A 14,763-nucleotide genomic window follows, 5' to 3' on the forward strand; every position below is an offset into this window, starting at 1 on the left:
TCGGAGGGGGTCGGTCATCGGTGCTTCAGCGTGGGCATGCCCCTGGTGACGGGCAGGAGGCAGCTAACAGGCAGCGCAAAGGGTCAGTGTAGCCAAGTGGCACACTGATGTCCAGTCGGGGTTCTCAGAGACCCACGTTGCTCGCAACAGCTGTTCTCAACACCTATGTCTTGCCCTCGCGCGGGGTGCGCGCTTCTTTACTTCCCTCTTCACTCTCGATCCATGCCTCGGATACGGATCGAAGTGATGACGCGTCCTGAGAATTGCGCGCCGCGTCCGGTTCGTCAAGGCCCGCCGGTCCGATCGGACCCGCCAGGAGCCTTCACCGGCCACCCCCGGGAACCCCGCGGGACGCCCCGGAGGGGTCTGCGGGAGGCGCACGGCGAAGATCACCCTACTCGTCGTCGGCGGAAGAGCAAGGCACCCGCCCCGGGCACGCCGAAGGGCGACCACCCGGATGGGTGATCGCCCTTGGCGCGGGCACCTGACGTGCCCAGGGAGTCCCGAGGACTCCCGAGGTGTTACTTGACCTCGACGGAAGCGCCGGCGGCCTTGAGGGACTCGGCAGCCTTGTCCGCGGCCTCCTTGGCGACCTTCTCGAGGACCGGCTTCGGGGTGCCGTCGACGAGGTCCTTGGCCTCCTTCAGACCCAGCGAGGTCAGCTCACGCACGACCTTGATGACCTGGATCTTCTTCTCGCCGGCGCCGGTGAGGATGACGTCGAACTCGTCCTTCTCCTCGACGGCCTCGGCAGCGGCGCCCGGGCCGGCCGGACCGGCGACGGCGACGGCCGCAGCGGCGGTGACGTCGAACTTCTCCTCGAAGGCCTTCACGAACTCGGAGAGCTCGATGAGGGTCATCTCTTCGAACTGCGCGAGCAGGTCGTCCTGGGACAGCTTCGCCATGACAGGCGTCCTTCCACTATTCGGCAGGTGCCGGATGTATATGTCGGCGGGCGTACGTGGAGCCCGCTGGACCGCTGAGCGTGATTACTCGGCGGCCTCGGCGGGAGCCGGAGTACCGGCACCGCCCTGCTCTTCCTTCTTGGCGCGAAGAGCTTCCGCGGTGCGGACGAACTTGGAGGGCAGGGCCTGGAAGACCTGCGCCGCCTGCGTCTGCTTGCCCTTGAAAGCACCGGCCAGCTTGGAGAGCAGAACCTCGCGGGACTCGAGGTCCGCGAGCTTCTTGATCTCATCGGCGGACAGCGCCTTACCGTCAAGGACACCGCCCTTGATGATGAGGTTGGGGTTGTCCTTGGCGAAGTCACGAAGACCCTTCGCCGACTCCACCGGGTCACCGGTGACGAAGGCAACCGCCGTCGGACCCGAGAACAGGTCGTCCAGCGCGTCGATCCCGGCCTCGTTGGCCGCAATCTTGGTCAGCGTGTTCTTCACCACGGCGTACTGGGCGTTCTCACCGAGCGAACGGCGCAGCTCCTTGAGCTGTGCCACGGTGAGACCCCGGTACTCGGTCAGCACGGCGGCGTTCGAGCTGCGGAACTGGTCCGTCAGCTCGGCTACCGCGGCAGCCTTGTCGGGCCTTGCCATGAGCGTCGGCCTCCTTCCGGGTGATGAGGACCGCTCAGAAGGGGCCGGGAAAGACGAAACGCCCCAGCACAAGTGCCAGGGCGCAGCTCGACCGAACAGAGTCCGGGAGCGATTCCACAGTCACCTGCGCAGGTCGTCCGATCTAGCGGAACCTTCGGTCACCGTCCTCTTTCGAGACACAGCGACGACCAGCGGTCTTTGGCTTCCTGGTGAGAGTACGCGACCGGACGGGCGACGGGCAAATCCGTCCCTGTTCGTCCCGTGGAACAGGTGTCAGGAGGCGCCACCCGGGGTAGCGCCCTGCTTCAGCAGCTCCTTGAAGTCCACGGTGTCCGAGGCCTCCGGCTTCTCCGAGGGGACCTCGGTGCCGTAGTCGCTGTAGAAGAGCGTCGAGTTGAGCGTGCCGGTCTTCATCTCGGCGCGCTCGGTCTTCTTCACCAGCAGGTCGTTCTCGTCGACCCAGATGTCGACGGTCTGGGTGGTCACCCCGGCCAGCGCAAGCTGCTCCTTGAAGGCAGCCAGCTGCTTCGCGTCCAGGCTGCTGTTCTTCGCGGTCAGCTCGGCCACGTCGACCGTGCCGGAGTAGTGCGTCGCGGAGACCCCGCGGACGTCCTCCTGGCCGACCTTCTTGACGTCGCCGGAGGCCAGAAGCGCCTTCACACCCTCCTCGGGCGTGCTGTTCTGGATCTGGTCCTGCATGACGTCGCCGGAGGCCCCGCCCAGTTCGGCGAGGTCCTTGTAGGAATAGCGGATCCAGTTCTTGCCGCCGGTGTTGGCCGCCATGCCGGCGCCCGCGTTGGCGTAGTACTCGTCCTTGAAGTAGCGCGCCTCGACCGATCCGTCGCCGCCGGCCTTCTTGAGGGCCTCGCCCATGGTGCCGCCCGTGTACGTGACGGTGATCGCGCCCGAGAGACCGTCGGCCCAGCCGATGACCCCGGACTGCTTCATGGACATCGTGCTGCCCATCTCGGTGGTGCCCTCGACCTTCGCGGACTGGGCGCCGCCGGTCTTCTGCTGCACCTGCTTCAGCGCGGCCACGGGGCTCGCCTTGGCGACGGCGTCCGCCTTGCCCTTCCCGGAGCCGCCGGCGCTGTCGGAGCCACTGCAGGCCGCCATCGACGTCAGTGCCGCCGCGGCGGCGACAGCCGTACCCATGCGTCGTGCCGTGCTCGTCCTCATGGTGTCGGTCCACCCCTCGTATCGTCCGTCGTCCCCAGCAGCCCACAGTGGCACAGGGCACTGACAGGCGTGGGGCCTTACGGATACGAGGACGGGCCCCGCACCTCGAAAGGTTGCGGGGCCCGTTCACACAGTGCACGCGTACGACGCGGCTACCGGGTGAGCACGAGGGCTCAGACGGCGGCCGGGTCCTCCTCGACGAGGAGGTTGCGGGTGCGGTTGGCGTCCAGCGGGATGCCGGGGCCCATCGTGGTCGTCAGAGCGGCCTTCTTGATGTAGCGGCCCTTGGCGGCGGACGGCTTCAGACGGAGGACTTCCTCCAGCGCCGCTGCGTAGTTCTCCACCAGCTTGGTCTCGTCGAACGAGACCTTGCCGATGATGAAGTGCAGGTTGGAGTGCTTGTCGACGCGGAACTCGATCTTTCCGCCCTTGATGTCGTTGACAGCCTTGACGACATCGGGGGTGACGGTGCCGGTCTTCGGGTTCGGCATCAGACCACGCGGACCGAGCACGCGGCCCAGGCGGCCGACCTTGCCCATGAGGTCCGGGGTGGCGACGACGGCGTCGAAGTCCAGACGACCCTTGGCCACCTCGTCGATCAGCTCGTCGGCGCCGACGATGTCGGCTCCGGCGGCTTCCGCGGCCGCAGCACGGTCACCGGTCGCGAAGACCAGGACCCGGGCGGTCTTGCCGGTGCCGTGCGGGAGGTTCACGGTGCCGCGGACCATCTGGTCGGCCTTGCGCGGGTCAACACCCAGGCGGAAGGCGACCTCGACGGTGCCGTCGAACTTCGTGGTGGCGGTGTCCTTGGCGAGACGGACGGCCTCGAGGGGGGCGTACAGACGCTCCCGGTCGATCTTGGCGTCCGCAGCGCGGAGGTTCTTGCTGCGCTTCACTTCTGCTCCTGTGGTTTCAGAGTGTGGAGTCGTGGTGCGGACCAGCGCTTGGCCCTACCACTGGGGGTTACGGGGCTGACTCAGCCTTCGACCGTGATGCCCATGGAACGGGCGGTGCCGGCGATGATCTTCGACGCGGCGTCGAGGTCATTGGCGTTCAGGTCGGGGAGCTTCGTCGTGGCGATCTCGCGGACCTGGGCAGCCGTCAGCTTGGCGACCTTGGTCTTGTGCGGCTCGCCGGAGCCCTTCTCCACACCCGCGGCCTTGAGGATCAGCTTGGCGGCCGGCGGAGTCTTCGTGACGAAGGTGAAGGAGCGGTCTTCGTAGACCGTGATCTCCACCGGCACGACCATGCCACGCTGCGACTCGGTCGCGGCGTTGTAGGCCTTGCAGAACTCCATGATGTTGACGCCGTGCTGACCGAGCGCGGGGCCGACCGGCGGGGCCGGGTTCGCCGCACCGGCGTTGATCTGGAGCTTGATAAGCCCCGTGACCTTCTTCTTCTTGGGAGGCATTGCTCTCTCCGGGTCCTAGTGAGAGTGTTTCGCCGCCAATCCGGTCATCCGGATGGAGGCATACCGCACAACGATAACGGGTATAGCTGTGCGACCAAAAACCCAGCAGGTCAGAGCGGCTGCGAAGCCCCTCTGACCTGCTGGGTAGGCATGTGTCCAGAAACCGGCGGGAAGCGCCTAGTTCTTCTGGATCTGGTCGAAGCTCAGCTCGACCGGGGTCTCGCGGCCGAAGATCTCGACGAGGCCCTTGACCTTCTTCGAGTCGGCGTTGATCTCGTTGATCGTGGCCTGCAGCGTGGCGAACGGGCCGTCGGTGACGGTGACCGAGTCGCCGACCTCGAAGTCCAGCACCTGGACCTCGACCTTGCGGGCCGGAGCCGGCTTGCCCTCGGCCTCGGCGGCCTCGCGGGCGGCCTTCTCCTCGGCCTCCGGGGCGAGCATCTTGACGATCTCGTCCAGGGTCAGCGGGTACGGGTCGTAGGCGTTGCCCACGAAGCCGGTGACGCCCGGCGTGTTCCGCACGACGCCCCAGGACTCGTTCGTCAGGTCCATGCGCACCAGCACGTAGCCGGGGAGCTTGTTCTGCCGGACGTTCTTGCGCTCGCCGTTCTTGATCTGGACGATTTCCTCTTCAGGCACCTCGGCCTGATAGATGAACTCCTCCACGTTCAGCGAGACGGCGCGCTGCTCCAGGTTGGCCTTCACGCGCTTCTCGTAACCGGCGTACGTGTGGATGACGTACCACTCGCCGGGGAGGGTGCGGAGCTCGTCGCGCAGGGCGGCGATGGGGTCGACGGGAGCGGCCTCCTCCTCGTCGGTGACCTCGGCGGCCTCTTCCTCGACGGACTCGGCGGCTGCCGCGTCCTCGCCCTCGGCGGACTCGTCGGACTCGACGTTCACAGCGGCCTGCTCGGCGGGCTCGCCCGCGGCGAGATCGGCGGCCTCGGCCTGGTCCGGGTCCACGGAGTCAGCAGCCTCAACGATGTCGAGCTCGTCCTTGGCGGACTCTGAGGCGCCGGCCTCGGGCTCGACGGCGTCGTTCAGGTTCGGGTCAGACACGATGGCTGCTTCTTCCTGGATACAAAGGGTGGAACGTGCGAAAGGGGCGCCGGGGTCCGACGCCTTCCGCGTGATCAGCCGAAGACGTACTTGACGACCCGGGCGAAGCCCATGTCGAGAACGGTAACAAGACCGATCATGACGACGACGAACACGATCACCACGGAGGTGTACGTCGTGAGCTGGCTACGCGTCGGCCAGACAACCTTACGGAGTTCTGCGACGATCTGGCGGTAGAACAGCGCGAGCCGACCCAGAGGGCCCTTCTTGCCGCGCTTGCCGCCCTTCCGAGTCTTCTTCTTCGACTCGGGAGCTTCATCATCGGCATCAGGCATGTCGATGGAGCCCACGGCGTCCGTCACGCTACTCACCTGATTCCGGGTCGTGGCCGTGCCGCGCCCGGTGGAGCCGCACGGCTGTGCAATGAAGTACGTACATGCGCACACATCCTGGCGAAGGAGTGTGTAGCAGGGCCGGAGGGACTTGAACCCCCAACCGCTGGTTTTGGAGACCAGTGCTCTACCAATTGAGCTACGACCCTTGGTGGTTTCCACCAACCTACCGCATCTTCCCCGGTGACCGGGTGCGGAAACGGTGTGGCTGGTGAAGGCCAACGACAGGTGAGTGTACGTGCTCAGGGCCGCTGCGTCGAACAGACAACTACCGACCGGTCCTGTCCGGATGCTGTCCGGGTCCTGTCCGGTCCATGAAACCGCTGCGCCGACGGCTTTCGCGGTCTGCAAACATGGGGCCATGAGCGCTGCAACTTCACCGTCCGAGCGCCGGGTTTCCGCCCGCATCGGCGCGATCTCCGAGTCCGCGACCCTCGCCGTCGACGCCAAGGCCAAGGCCCTCAAGGCCGCCGGGCGTCCGGTGATCGGCTTCGGCGCCGGCGAACCCGACTTCCCGACGCCCGACTACATCGTCGACGCCGCTGTCGAGGCCTGCCGCAACCCGAAGTACCACCGCTACACCCCCGCAGGCGGGCTGCCCGAGCTCAAGGCCGCCATCGCGGAGAAGACCCTCCGCGACTCCGGCTACGAGGTCGACGCCAGCCAGATCCTGGTGACCAACGGCGGCAAGCAGGCCATCTACGAGGCCTTCGCCGCGATCCTCGACCCGGGCGACGAGGTCATCGTCCCCGCCCCGTACTGGACCACCTACCCCGAGTCGATCCGGCTCGCCGGCGGTGTCCCGGTCGAGGTCGTCGCCGACGAGACCACCGGCTACCGGGTCTCCGTCGAGCAGCTGGAGGCCGCGCGCACCGAGAAGACCAAGGTCGTCCTGTTCGTCTCGCCGTCCAACCCGACCGGCGCGGTCTACAGCGAGGCCGACGCCGAGGCGATCGGCCGCTGGGCCGTCGAGCACGGCCTGTGGGTCCTGACCGACGAGATCTACGAGCACCTCGTCTACGGCGACGCGACGTTCACCTCGCTCCCGGCGATCGTCCCCGAGCTGCGCGACAAGTGCATCGTCGTCAACGGCGTCGCCAAGACGTACGCGATGACCGGCTGGCGGGTGGGGTGGATCATCGGCCCCAAGGACGTCGTCACGGCCGCGACCAACCTCCAGTCGCACGCCACCTCCAACGTCTCCAACGTCGCCCAGGTCGCCGCGCTCGCGGCCGTCTCCGGCCCGCTGGACGCCGTCGCCGAGATGCGCACCGCCTTCGACCGCCGCCGCAACCTCATCGTGCGGATGCTCAACGAGATCGACGGCGTGTTCTGCCCGGAGCCCGAGGGCGCGTTCTACGCCTACCCGGCGGTGAAGGACCTGCTCGGCAAGGAGATCCGCGGCAAGCGCCCGGCCACCACGGTCGAGCTGGCCGCCCTGATCCTGGACGAGGCGGAGGTCGCCGTCGTACCCGGAGAGGCCTTCGGCACCCCCGGCTACCTGCGCCTTTCCTACGCGCTGGGCGACAACGACCTGATCGAGGGCGTCTCGCGGATCCAGAAGCTGCTGGGCGAGGCCAAGGCCTGAGAGGCCCGCGCCGACCGCTGACGAGAAGCGCCCCCGGCCGCCGGAACCCCTTCCGGCCGGGGGCACTTTTTTGTTCGAGCAGCCCCCGGAAGGGGAAAGCGGCTACCGCTCCGGCCCGCCCGTGCGGCAGGATCTTCCAATGGAGCGTGATGTACGTCTGTTGCCCAAGGCCCACCTGCACCTGCACTTCACCGGGTCGATGCGGCCCACCACCCTGCTCGAACTCGCCGACAAGTACGGGGTCCATCTCCCCGACGCCCTGACCGGCGGGGAGCCACCGAAACTGCGGGCGACCGACGAGCGCGGCTGGTTCCGTTTCCAGCGGCTCTACGACATCGCCCGGTCCTGCCTGCGGTCCCCCGAGGACATCCAGCGCCTGGTGCTGGAGAGCGCCCAGGAGGACGTCGCGGACGGCTCCGGCTGGCTGGAGATCCAGGTCGACCCCACCTCGTACGCCCCGCTTCTCGGCGGGCTGATCCCGGCCATCGAGATCATCCTGGACGCCGTGGACAGCGCCTCCCGGGACACCGGCCTGGACATGCGCGTGGTGATCGCCGCGAACCGGATGAAGCATCCGCTGGACGCCCGCACGCTGGCGCGGCTCGCCGTGCGGTACGCGGACCGGGGCGTCGTCGGCTTCGGGCTCTCCAACGACGAGCGGCGCGGGATGGCCCGCGACTTCGACCGGGCCTTCGCCATCGCCCGGGACGGCGGTCTGCTGGCGGCTCCGCACGGCGGGGAGCTGTCGGGGCCCGCCAGCGTGCGCGACTGCCTCGACGACCTGGACGCCTCGCGGATCGGCCACGGCGTCCGGGCGGCCGAGGATCCCCGGCTGCTGCGCAGGCTCGCCGAGCGGCAGATCACCTGCGAGGTGTGCCCGTCGTCCAACGTGGCGCTCGGCGTCTACGAGAAGCCCGCCGATGTCCCCCTGCGCACCCTGTTCGACGCGGGCGTGCCGATGGCGCTGGGAGCGGACGATCCGCTGCTGTTCGGTTCGCGGCTGGCCGCCCAGTACGACCTGGTGCGCCGCCACCACGGCTTCACCGACGAGGAGCTGGCCGAGCTGGCCCGCCAGTCGGTGCGCGGATCGGCGGCCCCCGTGGACGTACGGGAGAAGCTGCTGTCCGGGATCGACGACTGGCTGGCTAGCTGATCCCGCCCAGGAGCGTACGGGCGAGGGAGGCGGCGAAGTCGTCCAGGGACTGCGGGGGTCGGCCGCCGGGGAGCGCCGCGTAGGCGAAGGCCCGCTGGGCGCAGGCGCCCAGCAGCAGTGAGGCGGCGGCGTAGGTGTCCGCGTCGGCCCGGAGGCGGCCCGCGCCCTGTTCGGCGCGCAGATAGGCGTCGAGCTGCTGGATCGGCAGGTGTGGCCCGGCTTCCAGCCCTCCCACGCCCTGTTCGTGGCGGCGCTTGAGCTGGGGTTCGGCGTACAGGGACGCGGCCATGGGGAAGGTCTGCTCGTAGAACAGGGCGGCCTGTCGGGCGATCTCGGTGAGGTTGCCCTCGACGGTGCCCTCTCCGGCGGTCAGTTCGGCGAGGAGGCCGCCGAGCCTGGGCAGCCGCTCCGCGAGGACGGTGACGAACAGGTCCTCCTTGCCGGAGAAGTACTTGTACAGCGCCGCCTCCGAGCAGCCGGCCGCCCTGGCGATTTCCTTGGTGGTGGTCCGGGCGAGGCCGATGGAGAGCATCAGCTCGTGCGCCGCGTCGACGATCCGGACGCGGGCGGGCTTCTGGTCCATGGGCGCTCCAACAGGCCGTGACCCGGGCATCTTGACGGCCGGGCGGGAGATCACCCACCCTAGAGGTTAGTGAACACTCACCCACCAGGGGGCGCATCATCAGGATCACCGTGTTCGGGGCGACCGGCGGCGTCGGTCAGGAGATCGTGGGCCAGGCGCTCGCGGCGGGTCACGAGGTGACGGCGGTGGTCCGGGACCCGGACCGGCTTCCGGGGCCGCTGGAGGGCGCGGGGCCGCACGGTGTCGTCCGGCTGGACGACGAGGCGGCGGTGCGGGCGGCCGTCGCGGGGCGGGACGCGGTGCTCTCGGGGCTGGGCTCGCGCGGCCGGAAGGCGAACGGGGTCGCCGAGCGGCTGACCGGCCGAATCGTGTCGGCGATGGAAGCGGAGGGCGCCCGGCGGCTGCTGGTGGTGAGCGCGGTGCCGGTCGGGCCGGAGCCGGCGGACGATCCGCTGGTGGACCGGCTCATGCGCCGGGCGATCGGGGCGGTCCTGGCGGAGCTGTACGCCGATCTCGCCCGGATGGAGGCGGTGCTGGCCGACAGCGCGACGGACTGGACCGCGGTGCGCCCGCCGAGGCTGACGGACGGGCCGCGTACGGGTGTCTACCGGAAGGTCGTGGGCGGCACGCCGCGCAGCAGCCGGACCGTCTCCCGGGCCGACGTGGCGCACGCGATGCTCGCGCTGATCGACGACCCGGCGGCCGTGAAGCAGGGCGTGGGCATCGCGTACTGAGCGCGCACGCCCCGCGTACGCCGTCTACAGGCTGACGCCCACCGTCACCGGCTCGTTGACCAGGGTGACGCCGAAGGCCGCGTGCACCCCGGCGACGACCTCGCGGGCCAGGGCGAGGAGGTCCTCGGTGGTGGCCGCGCCCCGGTTGGTGAGGGCGAGGGTGTGCTTGGTGGAGATCCGGGCGGGGCCGCTGCCGTAGCCCTTGGTGAATCCGGCGCGGTCGATCAGCCAGGCCGCCGAGGTCTTGGTGCGGCCGTCCTCGGCGGGGAACGCAGGGGGCGTCACGTCCGGCCCGAGGCGGTCGTGGACCCGGCCGAGGAAGTCCTGGAAGGCGGCCGGGTCGAGGATCGGGTTGGTGAAGAAGGACCCCGCCGACCAGGTGTCGTGGTCCTCCGGGTCCAGCACCATGCCCTTGCCCGCGCGCAGCCCCAGCACGGTCTCGCGGGCGGCGGACAGCGGGACGCGGTCACCCTGCTCGACGCCCATGGCCCTGGCCGTTTCGGGGTACTTGAGGGGCGCGGAGAGCCCGTTCGCCTCTTCCAGCTCGAATCGGACACGCAGCACCACGAACCGGTCGGGTTCGGCCTTGAAGCGGCTGTGCCGGTACGAGAACGCGCACTCCGTGTTCGGAATGGTCACGGTCTCCCGGGTGCGCCGGTCGTAGGCGACGACCTCCGTGATGGTGGAGGACACCTCCTGTCCGTACGCACCGACGTTCTGAATGGGTGTCGCGCCCGCGGATCCGGGGATGCCCGCCAGGCACTCGATGCCCGCGAGGCCCGCCTCGACGGTCCGGGCGACGGCGTCGGTCCACACCTCTCCGGCCGCCAGCTCCAGCGACGTCCCCGAGAGCTCGAAGCCCTTCGTGGCGATGCGCAGCGCGGTGCCGTCGAAGCCCTTGTCCCCGATGACCAGGTTGGAGCCGCCGCCGATGACCAGCAGCGGGGTGCCGCTCGCGTCGGCCTCTCGGACGGCGGCGATCACCTCGGCGTCGGTCATGGCGGTCAGCAGCCGGGCGGCGGGGCCGCCGAGCCGGAAGGTGGTCAGGGGGGCGAGAGGGGCGTCGTGAAGTTCCTGCACGGGGACAAGAGTACGGTCCGCGGCCCCGCCGCTCGTGCGGGGCCGCGGACCGTACGCCGGAGTCGGGCGGCTCAGACGGCCACCGGCCGCGACTCCTGACCCGGCTTGCCCTGCTCCGGCTCCACCGGGCCGGGTGCGGCGGGTTCCGGCGTGGGGTGGCCGCCGCTGCGGCGGCCCGGGATCAGGAGCGCGACGAGCGCGCCCAGGGCGACCGCACCGGCCCCGATCCAGAGGGCGGGCATCGTCCCGTCCACGAACAGCCGGGGTGAGCCGTAGCCGCCCCGCGCGGCGAAGACGGCGGCGAGGACGGAGACGCCGAGCGCCCCGCCGACCTCCCGCAGCGCGTTGTTGGTGCCGGAGGCGATGCCTTGCTCGGCGGGCCGGACGCTGGAGAGCACCAGGCTCGCGGCGGGCGCGAAGTACATCGCCATGCCGACGCCTCCGATGATCAGGGCGGGGAGCTGGGCGAGGTAGCTGACCCCGGGGTCGATGATCAGGGCGAACAGGGCGAGCCCGACGGCCTGGAGCGTGAGCCCGGTCACCACGACCGGACGGCCCCCGAAGCGGTCGGAGAGATATCCGGCCAGGGGCGCCACGAGGATCGGCATCCCGGTCCAGGGCAGCATCCGCAGTCCGGCCTCGGTGGGCGAGTGGCCGAGGCCGTTCTGGAGGAACTGGCTGAGCAGGAAGATCGATCCGAACATCCCGAGGAACATGAGCAGGCTCGCGGCGTTGATCCCGAGGAAGGCCCGGCCGCGGAACAGCCGCATCGGCAGCATCGGGTTCTCCGCCCGCAGTCCGTGGCGCACGAACAGCCCGAGAAGGGCCGTGCCGGCGATCAGCCCGGTCAGGACGGCAGGGCTGGTCCACCCGTGGCTCGCGGTGTTGACCAGGGCGTAGACGATCCCGAAGAGACCGGCGCTGACCAGGACCGTGCCCCGGATGTCCAGGGGTGCCTTCGGGGCGTACGACTCCGTGAGCCGCAGCCGGGCCAGCGGGAGCAGCACCAGGCCGATCGGCACGTTCAACCAGAAGATCCACTCCCAGGAGATGTGCTCGGTCAGCGCGCCGCCGATCAGCGGGCCGCTGGCGACCGCCACCCCGGTCACCGCGCCGAAGACGCCGAGGGCCGCCCCTCGCCGCTCGGGCGGCACGGCGTGGCCGATCAGGGTGAGCGTCAGCGGCATCATGATCGCCGCCCCCACGCCCTGGACCGCCCGGAACGCGATGAGCTCCTCGATGCCCGGAGAGAGGGCCGCCGCGGCGGAGGCGACCGTGAAGACGGCGAGGCCGGCCATGAACAGCCGCCGCCTGCCGTACCGGTCGCCGAGCGCGGCCCCGAGCATCAGCAGGACGGCGAACGTCAGGGTGTACGCGTTCACCGTCCACTCCAGATCCTCCAGGCCGCCGCCGAGGCTCTCGCGGATGGAAGGGAGGGCGGTGGTGACGACGAGGTTGTCGAGGGCCGCCATGAATCCGGCGACGCTGGTGATGACGAGGGCCCAGACCGCTCCTCCGCGGTCTGCCGTGCCGTGCTGTTCGTGCATGTCTCCCCCTGCTGGCATGTCTTCCCCTGCAAATTAGTTATTGACCACTAACTTCTACGGACAGCAAACCGGGCAACCCCGGGACACCCGGTTCACTCGGCGGGTCCGGGACGCCCGGTTCACTCGGCGGGTCCGGGACGCCCGGTTCACTCGGCGGGTCCGAGACGCCCGGTTCACTCGGCGGGTCTGGACGAGATGTGGAACCCCGACCAGACGCGGTGATCGGCCGGAAAGCCGAGCGAGGCCAGCGTGTTGATGAGCATCCCGTACGCCAGGAAGGACGTCGTCTCGTTCTCGTCGGCGCCGAGCGCGATGTGAACGTCGCCCCACATCCGCTCCCACACCGCCCGCAAGGGCTCCCCGAACGCGCGGTCACCCGAGGCCTCGGCCGCGGCGACGGCCGCGTACGTCTGCATCTGCATCATCAGCTTCTCGCCGTCCTCGACGATCAGCCGCTGGTACGCCTCGGCCATGGCGCTCAGCGCCTCCTCCCCCTCCAGCCCCTCCGAAGCCGCCGCGAAGACCCGCCGGGTCTCCTCCAGGCAGCGCTCGGCGGCGGCGAGGAAGATGGCCTGCTTGTTCGGGAAGAGCCGGAAGAGATACGGCTGCGAGACACCGACCCGCCGGGCGATCACCTCGGTGGACGTCGCGTTGTAGCCACCACGGGCGAACTCGGTGATCGCCGCCCGGACGACGCTCTCGCGCCGCTCTTCCGCACTCATCCTGACCATGGAAGTAAGTTATTGCTCAATAACCTCTTTGGCAAGGGCCCGGTGCGAACGGACACGAGCGAGGGGCGCTCCTCCACGGGAGGAACGCCCCTCGACTCCGACCACCGTGCCGGTGAGCCTCAGACCAGCCGGACCACGGCCCGGGACATCCCCAGCACCTTCTTGCCGTCGCACATCGCGACCAGGTCCACCCGGACCAGGTTGTCGTCCAGCTTCGCCGCGACCTTGCCGCTGACCTCGATCAGCGCACCCTTGTCGTCATTGGGCACGACGACGGGCTTGGTGAACCGCACCCCGTAGTCGACGACCGCGCCCGGGTCGCCGGCCCAGTCCGTGACGACCCGGACCGCCTCGGCCATCGTGAACATGCCGTGCGCGATCACGTCCGGCAGTCCGACCTCGCGCGCGAACTTCTCGTTCCAGTGGATCGGGTTGAAGTCGCCCGAGGCGCCCGCGTACTGCACGAGCGTGGCCCGCGTCACCGGGAACGACTGCGCCGGCAGCTCGGTGCCGACCTCGACCGAACCGTAAGAGACCTTCGCCGTCATCACGCCTCCTCGGCGGCGCGCGCCACCAGCTTCGTGACCGCCGTGACCACCAGCTCGCCGGCCTCGTCGTGCACATCCCCGCGAATGTCGAGAACGTCGTTGCCCGCCAGGGACTTGATGCTCTCGATCGTCGACGTGACCGTCAGCCGGTCCCCCGCCCGCACCGGACGCACGTAACTGAACTTCTGGTCACCGTGGACCACGCGGCTGTAGTCCAGGCCCAGCTGCGGGTCCTGCACCACCACCCCGGCGGCCCGGTAGGTGATCGAGAAGACGAACGTGGGCGGCGCGATCACATCGGCGTGACCGAGCGCACGGGCGGCCTCCTGGTCGACGTACGCCGGATGGGTGTCACCCACAGCCTCGGCGAACTCGCGGATCTTCTCCCGGCCGACCTCGTACGCCGGAGTGGGCGGATAGGTCCGCCCCACGAAGGACTGGTCGAGCGCCATGAGCTCGCTACCTCCTGAGAAACCTGGTGAAGGACGAAAAGGAGGGCACGCTCCCCGTGCGGGGAGCGGCCCCGTACAACGAACCCCGTACAACGACACGAGGCCGCCCCCAGAGGGGGCGGCCTCGTGTACGAGCCTGATTCAGCGCGTTTCGCGGTGCGCGGTGTGCGAGTTGCAGCGCGGGCAGTGCTTCTTCATCTCAAGACGGTCCGGGTTGTTACGCCGGTTCTTCTTGGTGATGTAGTTCCGCTCCTTGCACTCCACGCAGGCCAGCGTGATCTTCGGGCGGACGTCGGTGGCAGCCACGTGAGTGCTCCTTGGACGGACGTTGGACGGATGAACGCATAAAAGGGTAGCCGATCGAAGGACCGACCCAACAATCGGCTACCGTTAGTAGCGGTGACCGGACTTGAACCGGTGACACAGCGATTATGAGCCGCTTGCTCTACCGACTGAGCTACACCGCTTTGATGATGAGTCCCCCCGCCGAAGCGGGGTTTCCCGATCACCAGAGCCCCAATGCGGAATCGAACCGCAGACCTTCTCCTTACCATGGAGACGCTCTACCGACTGAGCTATTGGGGCGAGCGAGGAAGACATTACACGGTCCCCGGCCGGTTGCCCAAATCCGTTTGTCCCGCATCCTCCGGCCCCCCGACCGGGGCCTCCCACACCCCCTGATCAGGCCTTGATCCAGGACTCGCCCGCATCGGGACCGGGCCCGGTCGGCAGCTCGCGCAGGCGCACCGGTACGACTAT

Annotated in this window: 17 protein-coding genes and 3 tRNA genes; 3 read left to right on the forward strand and 17 right to left on the reverse strand. The window is 69.2% G+C overall.

Going from position 1 to position 14,763, the window contains the following annotated elements:
- Positions 1-521: 521 nt before the first annotated feature.
- The 8 genes from rplL to IE140_RS04260 form a co-directional block, all read right to left on the reverse strand.
- Positions 522-905, reverse strand: coding sequence for a 50S ribosomal protein L7/L12 (gene rplL / locus IE140_RS04225; protein WP_150193363.1), 384 nt, complete (start codon positions 903-905; stop codon positions 522-524).
- Positions 906-989: 84 nt separating this feature from the next.
- Entirely contained in the window at positions 990-1,547 is a 558-nt protein-coding gene (gene rplJ, locus IE140_RS04230; protein ID WP_006126875.1) for a 50S ribosomal protein L10, read from the reverse strand.
- Positions 1,548-1,820: 273 nt separating this feature from the next.
- The gene (locus IE140_RS04235) at positions 1,821-2,726 is read right to left on the reverse strand and encodes an SCO4651 family lipoprotein (RefSeq protein WP_032779342.1); all 906 of its coding nucleotides are present in this window, start codon (positions 2,724-2,726) and stop codon (positions 1,821-1,823) included.
- 173 nt (positions 2,727-2,899) lie between these two features.
- Positions 2,900-3,622: a 50S ribosomal protein L1 gene (gene rplA, locus IE140_RS04240; protein WP_006126873.1), complete on the reverse strand. Its 723-nt coding sequence runs from the start codon at positions 3,620-3,622 to the stop codon at positions 2,900-2,902.
- An 80-nt stretch (positions 3,623-3,702) separates the two neighbouring features.
- A complete protein-coding gene (rplK, locus tag IE140_RS04245; RefSeq protein WP_006126872.1) occupies positions 3,703-4,137 on the reverse strand; it encodes a 50S ribosomal protein L11 in 435 nt (144 codons plus the stop codon).
- 177 nt (positions 4,138-4,314) lie between these two features.
- The gene (gene nusG / locus IE140_RS04250; protein WP_150193364.1) at positions 4,315-5,196 is read right to left on the reverse strand and encodes a transcription termination/antitermination protein NusG; all 882 of its coding nucleotides are present in this window, start codon (positions 5,194-5,196) and stop codon (positions 4,315-4,317) included.
- A gap of 74 nt (positions 5,197-5,270) precedes the next feature.
- Positions 5,271-5,558: a preprotein translocase subunit SecE gene (gene secE / locus IE140_RS04255; protein WP_010071801.1), complete on the reverse strand. Its 288-nt coding sequence runs from the start codon at positions 5,556-5,558 to the stop codon at positions 5,271-5,273.
- A 106-nt stretch (positions 5,559-5,664) separates the two neighbouring features.
- Positions 5,665-5,737, reverse strand: a tRNA-Trp gene (locus IE140_RS04260).
- Positions 5,738-5,949: 212 nt separating this feature from the next.
- Here IE140_RS04260 and IE140_RS04265 point away from each other — a divergent pair.
- A complete protein-coding gene (locus IE140_RS04265; RefSeq protein ID WP_150193365.1) occupies positions 5,950-7,176 on the forward strand; it encodes a pyridoxal phosphate-dependent aminotransferase in 1,227 nt (408 codons plus the stop codon).
- Positions 7,177-7,315: 139 nt separating this feature from the next.
- Positions 7,316-8,329, forward strand: a complete 1,014-nt coding sequence (locus IE140_RS04270; RefSeq protein WP_032763976.1) for an adenosine deaminase — start codon at positions 7,316-7,318, stop codon at positions 8,327-8,329.
- Here the strand turns inward: IE140_RS04270 and IE140_RS04275 are convergent.
- Positions 8,322-8,912: a TetR/AcrR family transcriptional regulator gene (locus IE140_RS04275; protein ID WP_150193366.1), complete on the reverse strand. Its 591-nt coding sequence runs from the start codon at positions 8,910-8,912 to the stop codon at positions 8,322-8,324. The two genes, IE140_RS04270 and IE140_RS04275, sit on opposite strands and share 8 nt — an antisense overlap.
- Positions 8,913-9,010: 98 nt before the next feature.
- On the opposite strand from IE140_RS04275, the gene IE140_RS04280 reads away from it, so the two are divergent.
- On the forward strand, positions 9,011-9,646 hold the full coding sequence (locus IE140_RS04280) for an NAD(P)-dependent oxidoreductase (protein WP_150193367.1): 636 nt from the start codon (positions 9,011-9,013) through the stop codon (positions 9,644-9,646).
- A 24-nt stretch (positions 9,647-9,670) separates the two neighbouring features.
- Here the strand turns inward: IE140_RS04280 and IE140_RS04285 are convergent, their stop codons facing one another.
- From IE140_RS04285 to IE140_RS04320, 8 genes are all read right to left on the reverse strand, one after another.
- Positions 9,671-10,726 carry a UDP-N-acetylmuramate dehydrogenase gene (locus IE140_RS04285; RefSeq protein WP_150193368.1) on the reverse strand — a complete coding sequence of 352 codons (1,056 nt, stop codon included), beginning with the start codon at positions 10,724-10,726 and terminating at the stop codon, positions 9,671-9,673.
- Positions 10,727-10,797: 71 nt separating this feature from the next.
- The gene (locus IE140_RS04290; RefSeq protein ID WP_150193369.1) at positions 10,798-12,273 is read right to left on the reverse strand and encodes an MFS transporter; all 1,476 of its coding nucleotides are present in this window, start codon (positions 12,271-12,273) and stop codon (positions 10,798-10,800) included.
- 173 nt (positions 12,274-12,446) lie between these two features.
- Positions 12,447-12,995, reverse strand: a complete 549-nt coding sequence (locus tag IE140_RS04295) for a TetR/AcrR family transcriptional regulator (protein WP_093440585.1) — start codon at positions 12,993-12,995, stop codon at positions 12,447-12,449.
- A gap of 128 nt (positions 12,996-13,123) precedes the next feature.
- On the reverse strand, positions 13,124-13,552 hold the full coding sequence (locus tag IE140_RS04300) for a MaoC family dehydratase (RefSeq protein WP_150193370.1): 429 nt from the start codon (positions 13,550-13,552) through the stop codon (positions 13,124-13,126).
- Positions 13,552-14,004 (reverse strand): MaoC family dehydratase N-terminal domain-containing protein, encoded by a 453-nt coding sequence (locus tag IE140_RS04305; RefSeq protein ID WP_006126861.1) that lies wholly within the window; start codon positions 14,002-14,004, stop codon positions 13,552-13,554. The genes IE140_RS04300 and IE140_RS04305 overlap by 1 nt, the downstream gene beginning before the upstream one ends.
- Positions 14,005-14,145: 141 nt before the next feature.
- Entirely contained in the window at positions 14,146-14,310 is a 165-nt protein-coding gene (gene rpmG / locus IE140_RS04310; RefSeq protein WP_003956487.1) for a 50S ribosomal protein L33, read from the reverse strand.
- Positions 14,311-14,398: 88 nt separating this feature from the next.
- Positions 14,399-14,471: transfer RNA gene (locus tag IE140_RS04315), tRNA-Met, on the reverse strand.
- 45 nt (positions 14,472-14,516) lie between these two features.
- Positions 14,517-14,589 (reverse strand) — tRNA-Thr (locus tag IE140_RS04320).
- Between the last annotated feature and the right edge of the window lie 174 nt (positions 14,590-14,763).

Source organism: Streptomyces parvus (genome assembly GCF_014648875.1).
Taxonomy (GTDB): domain Bacteria; phylum Actinomycetota; class Actinomycetes; order Streptomycetales; family Streptomycetaceae; genus Streptomyces; species Streptomyces parvus.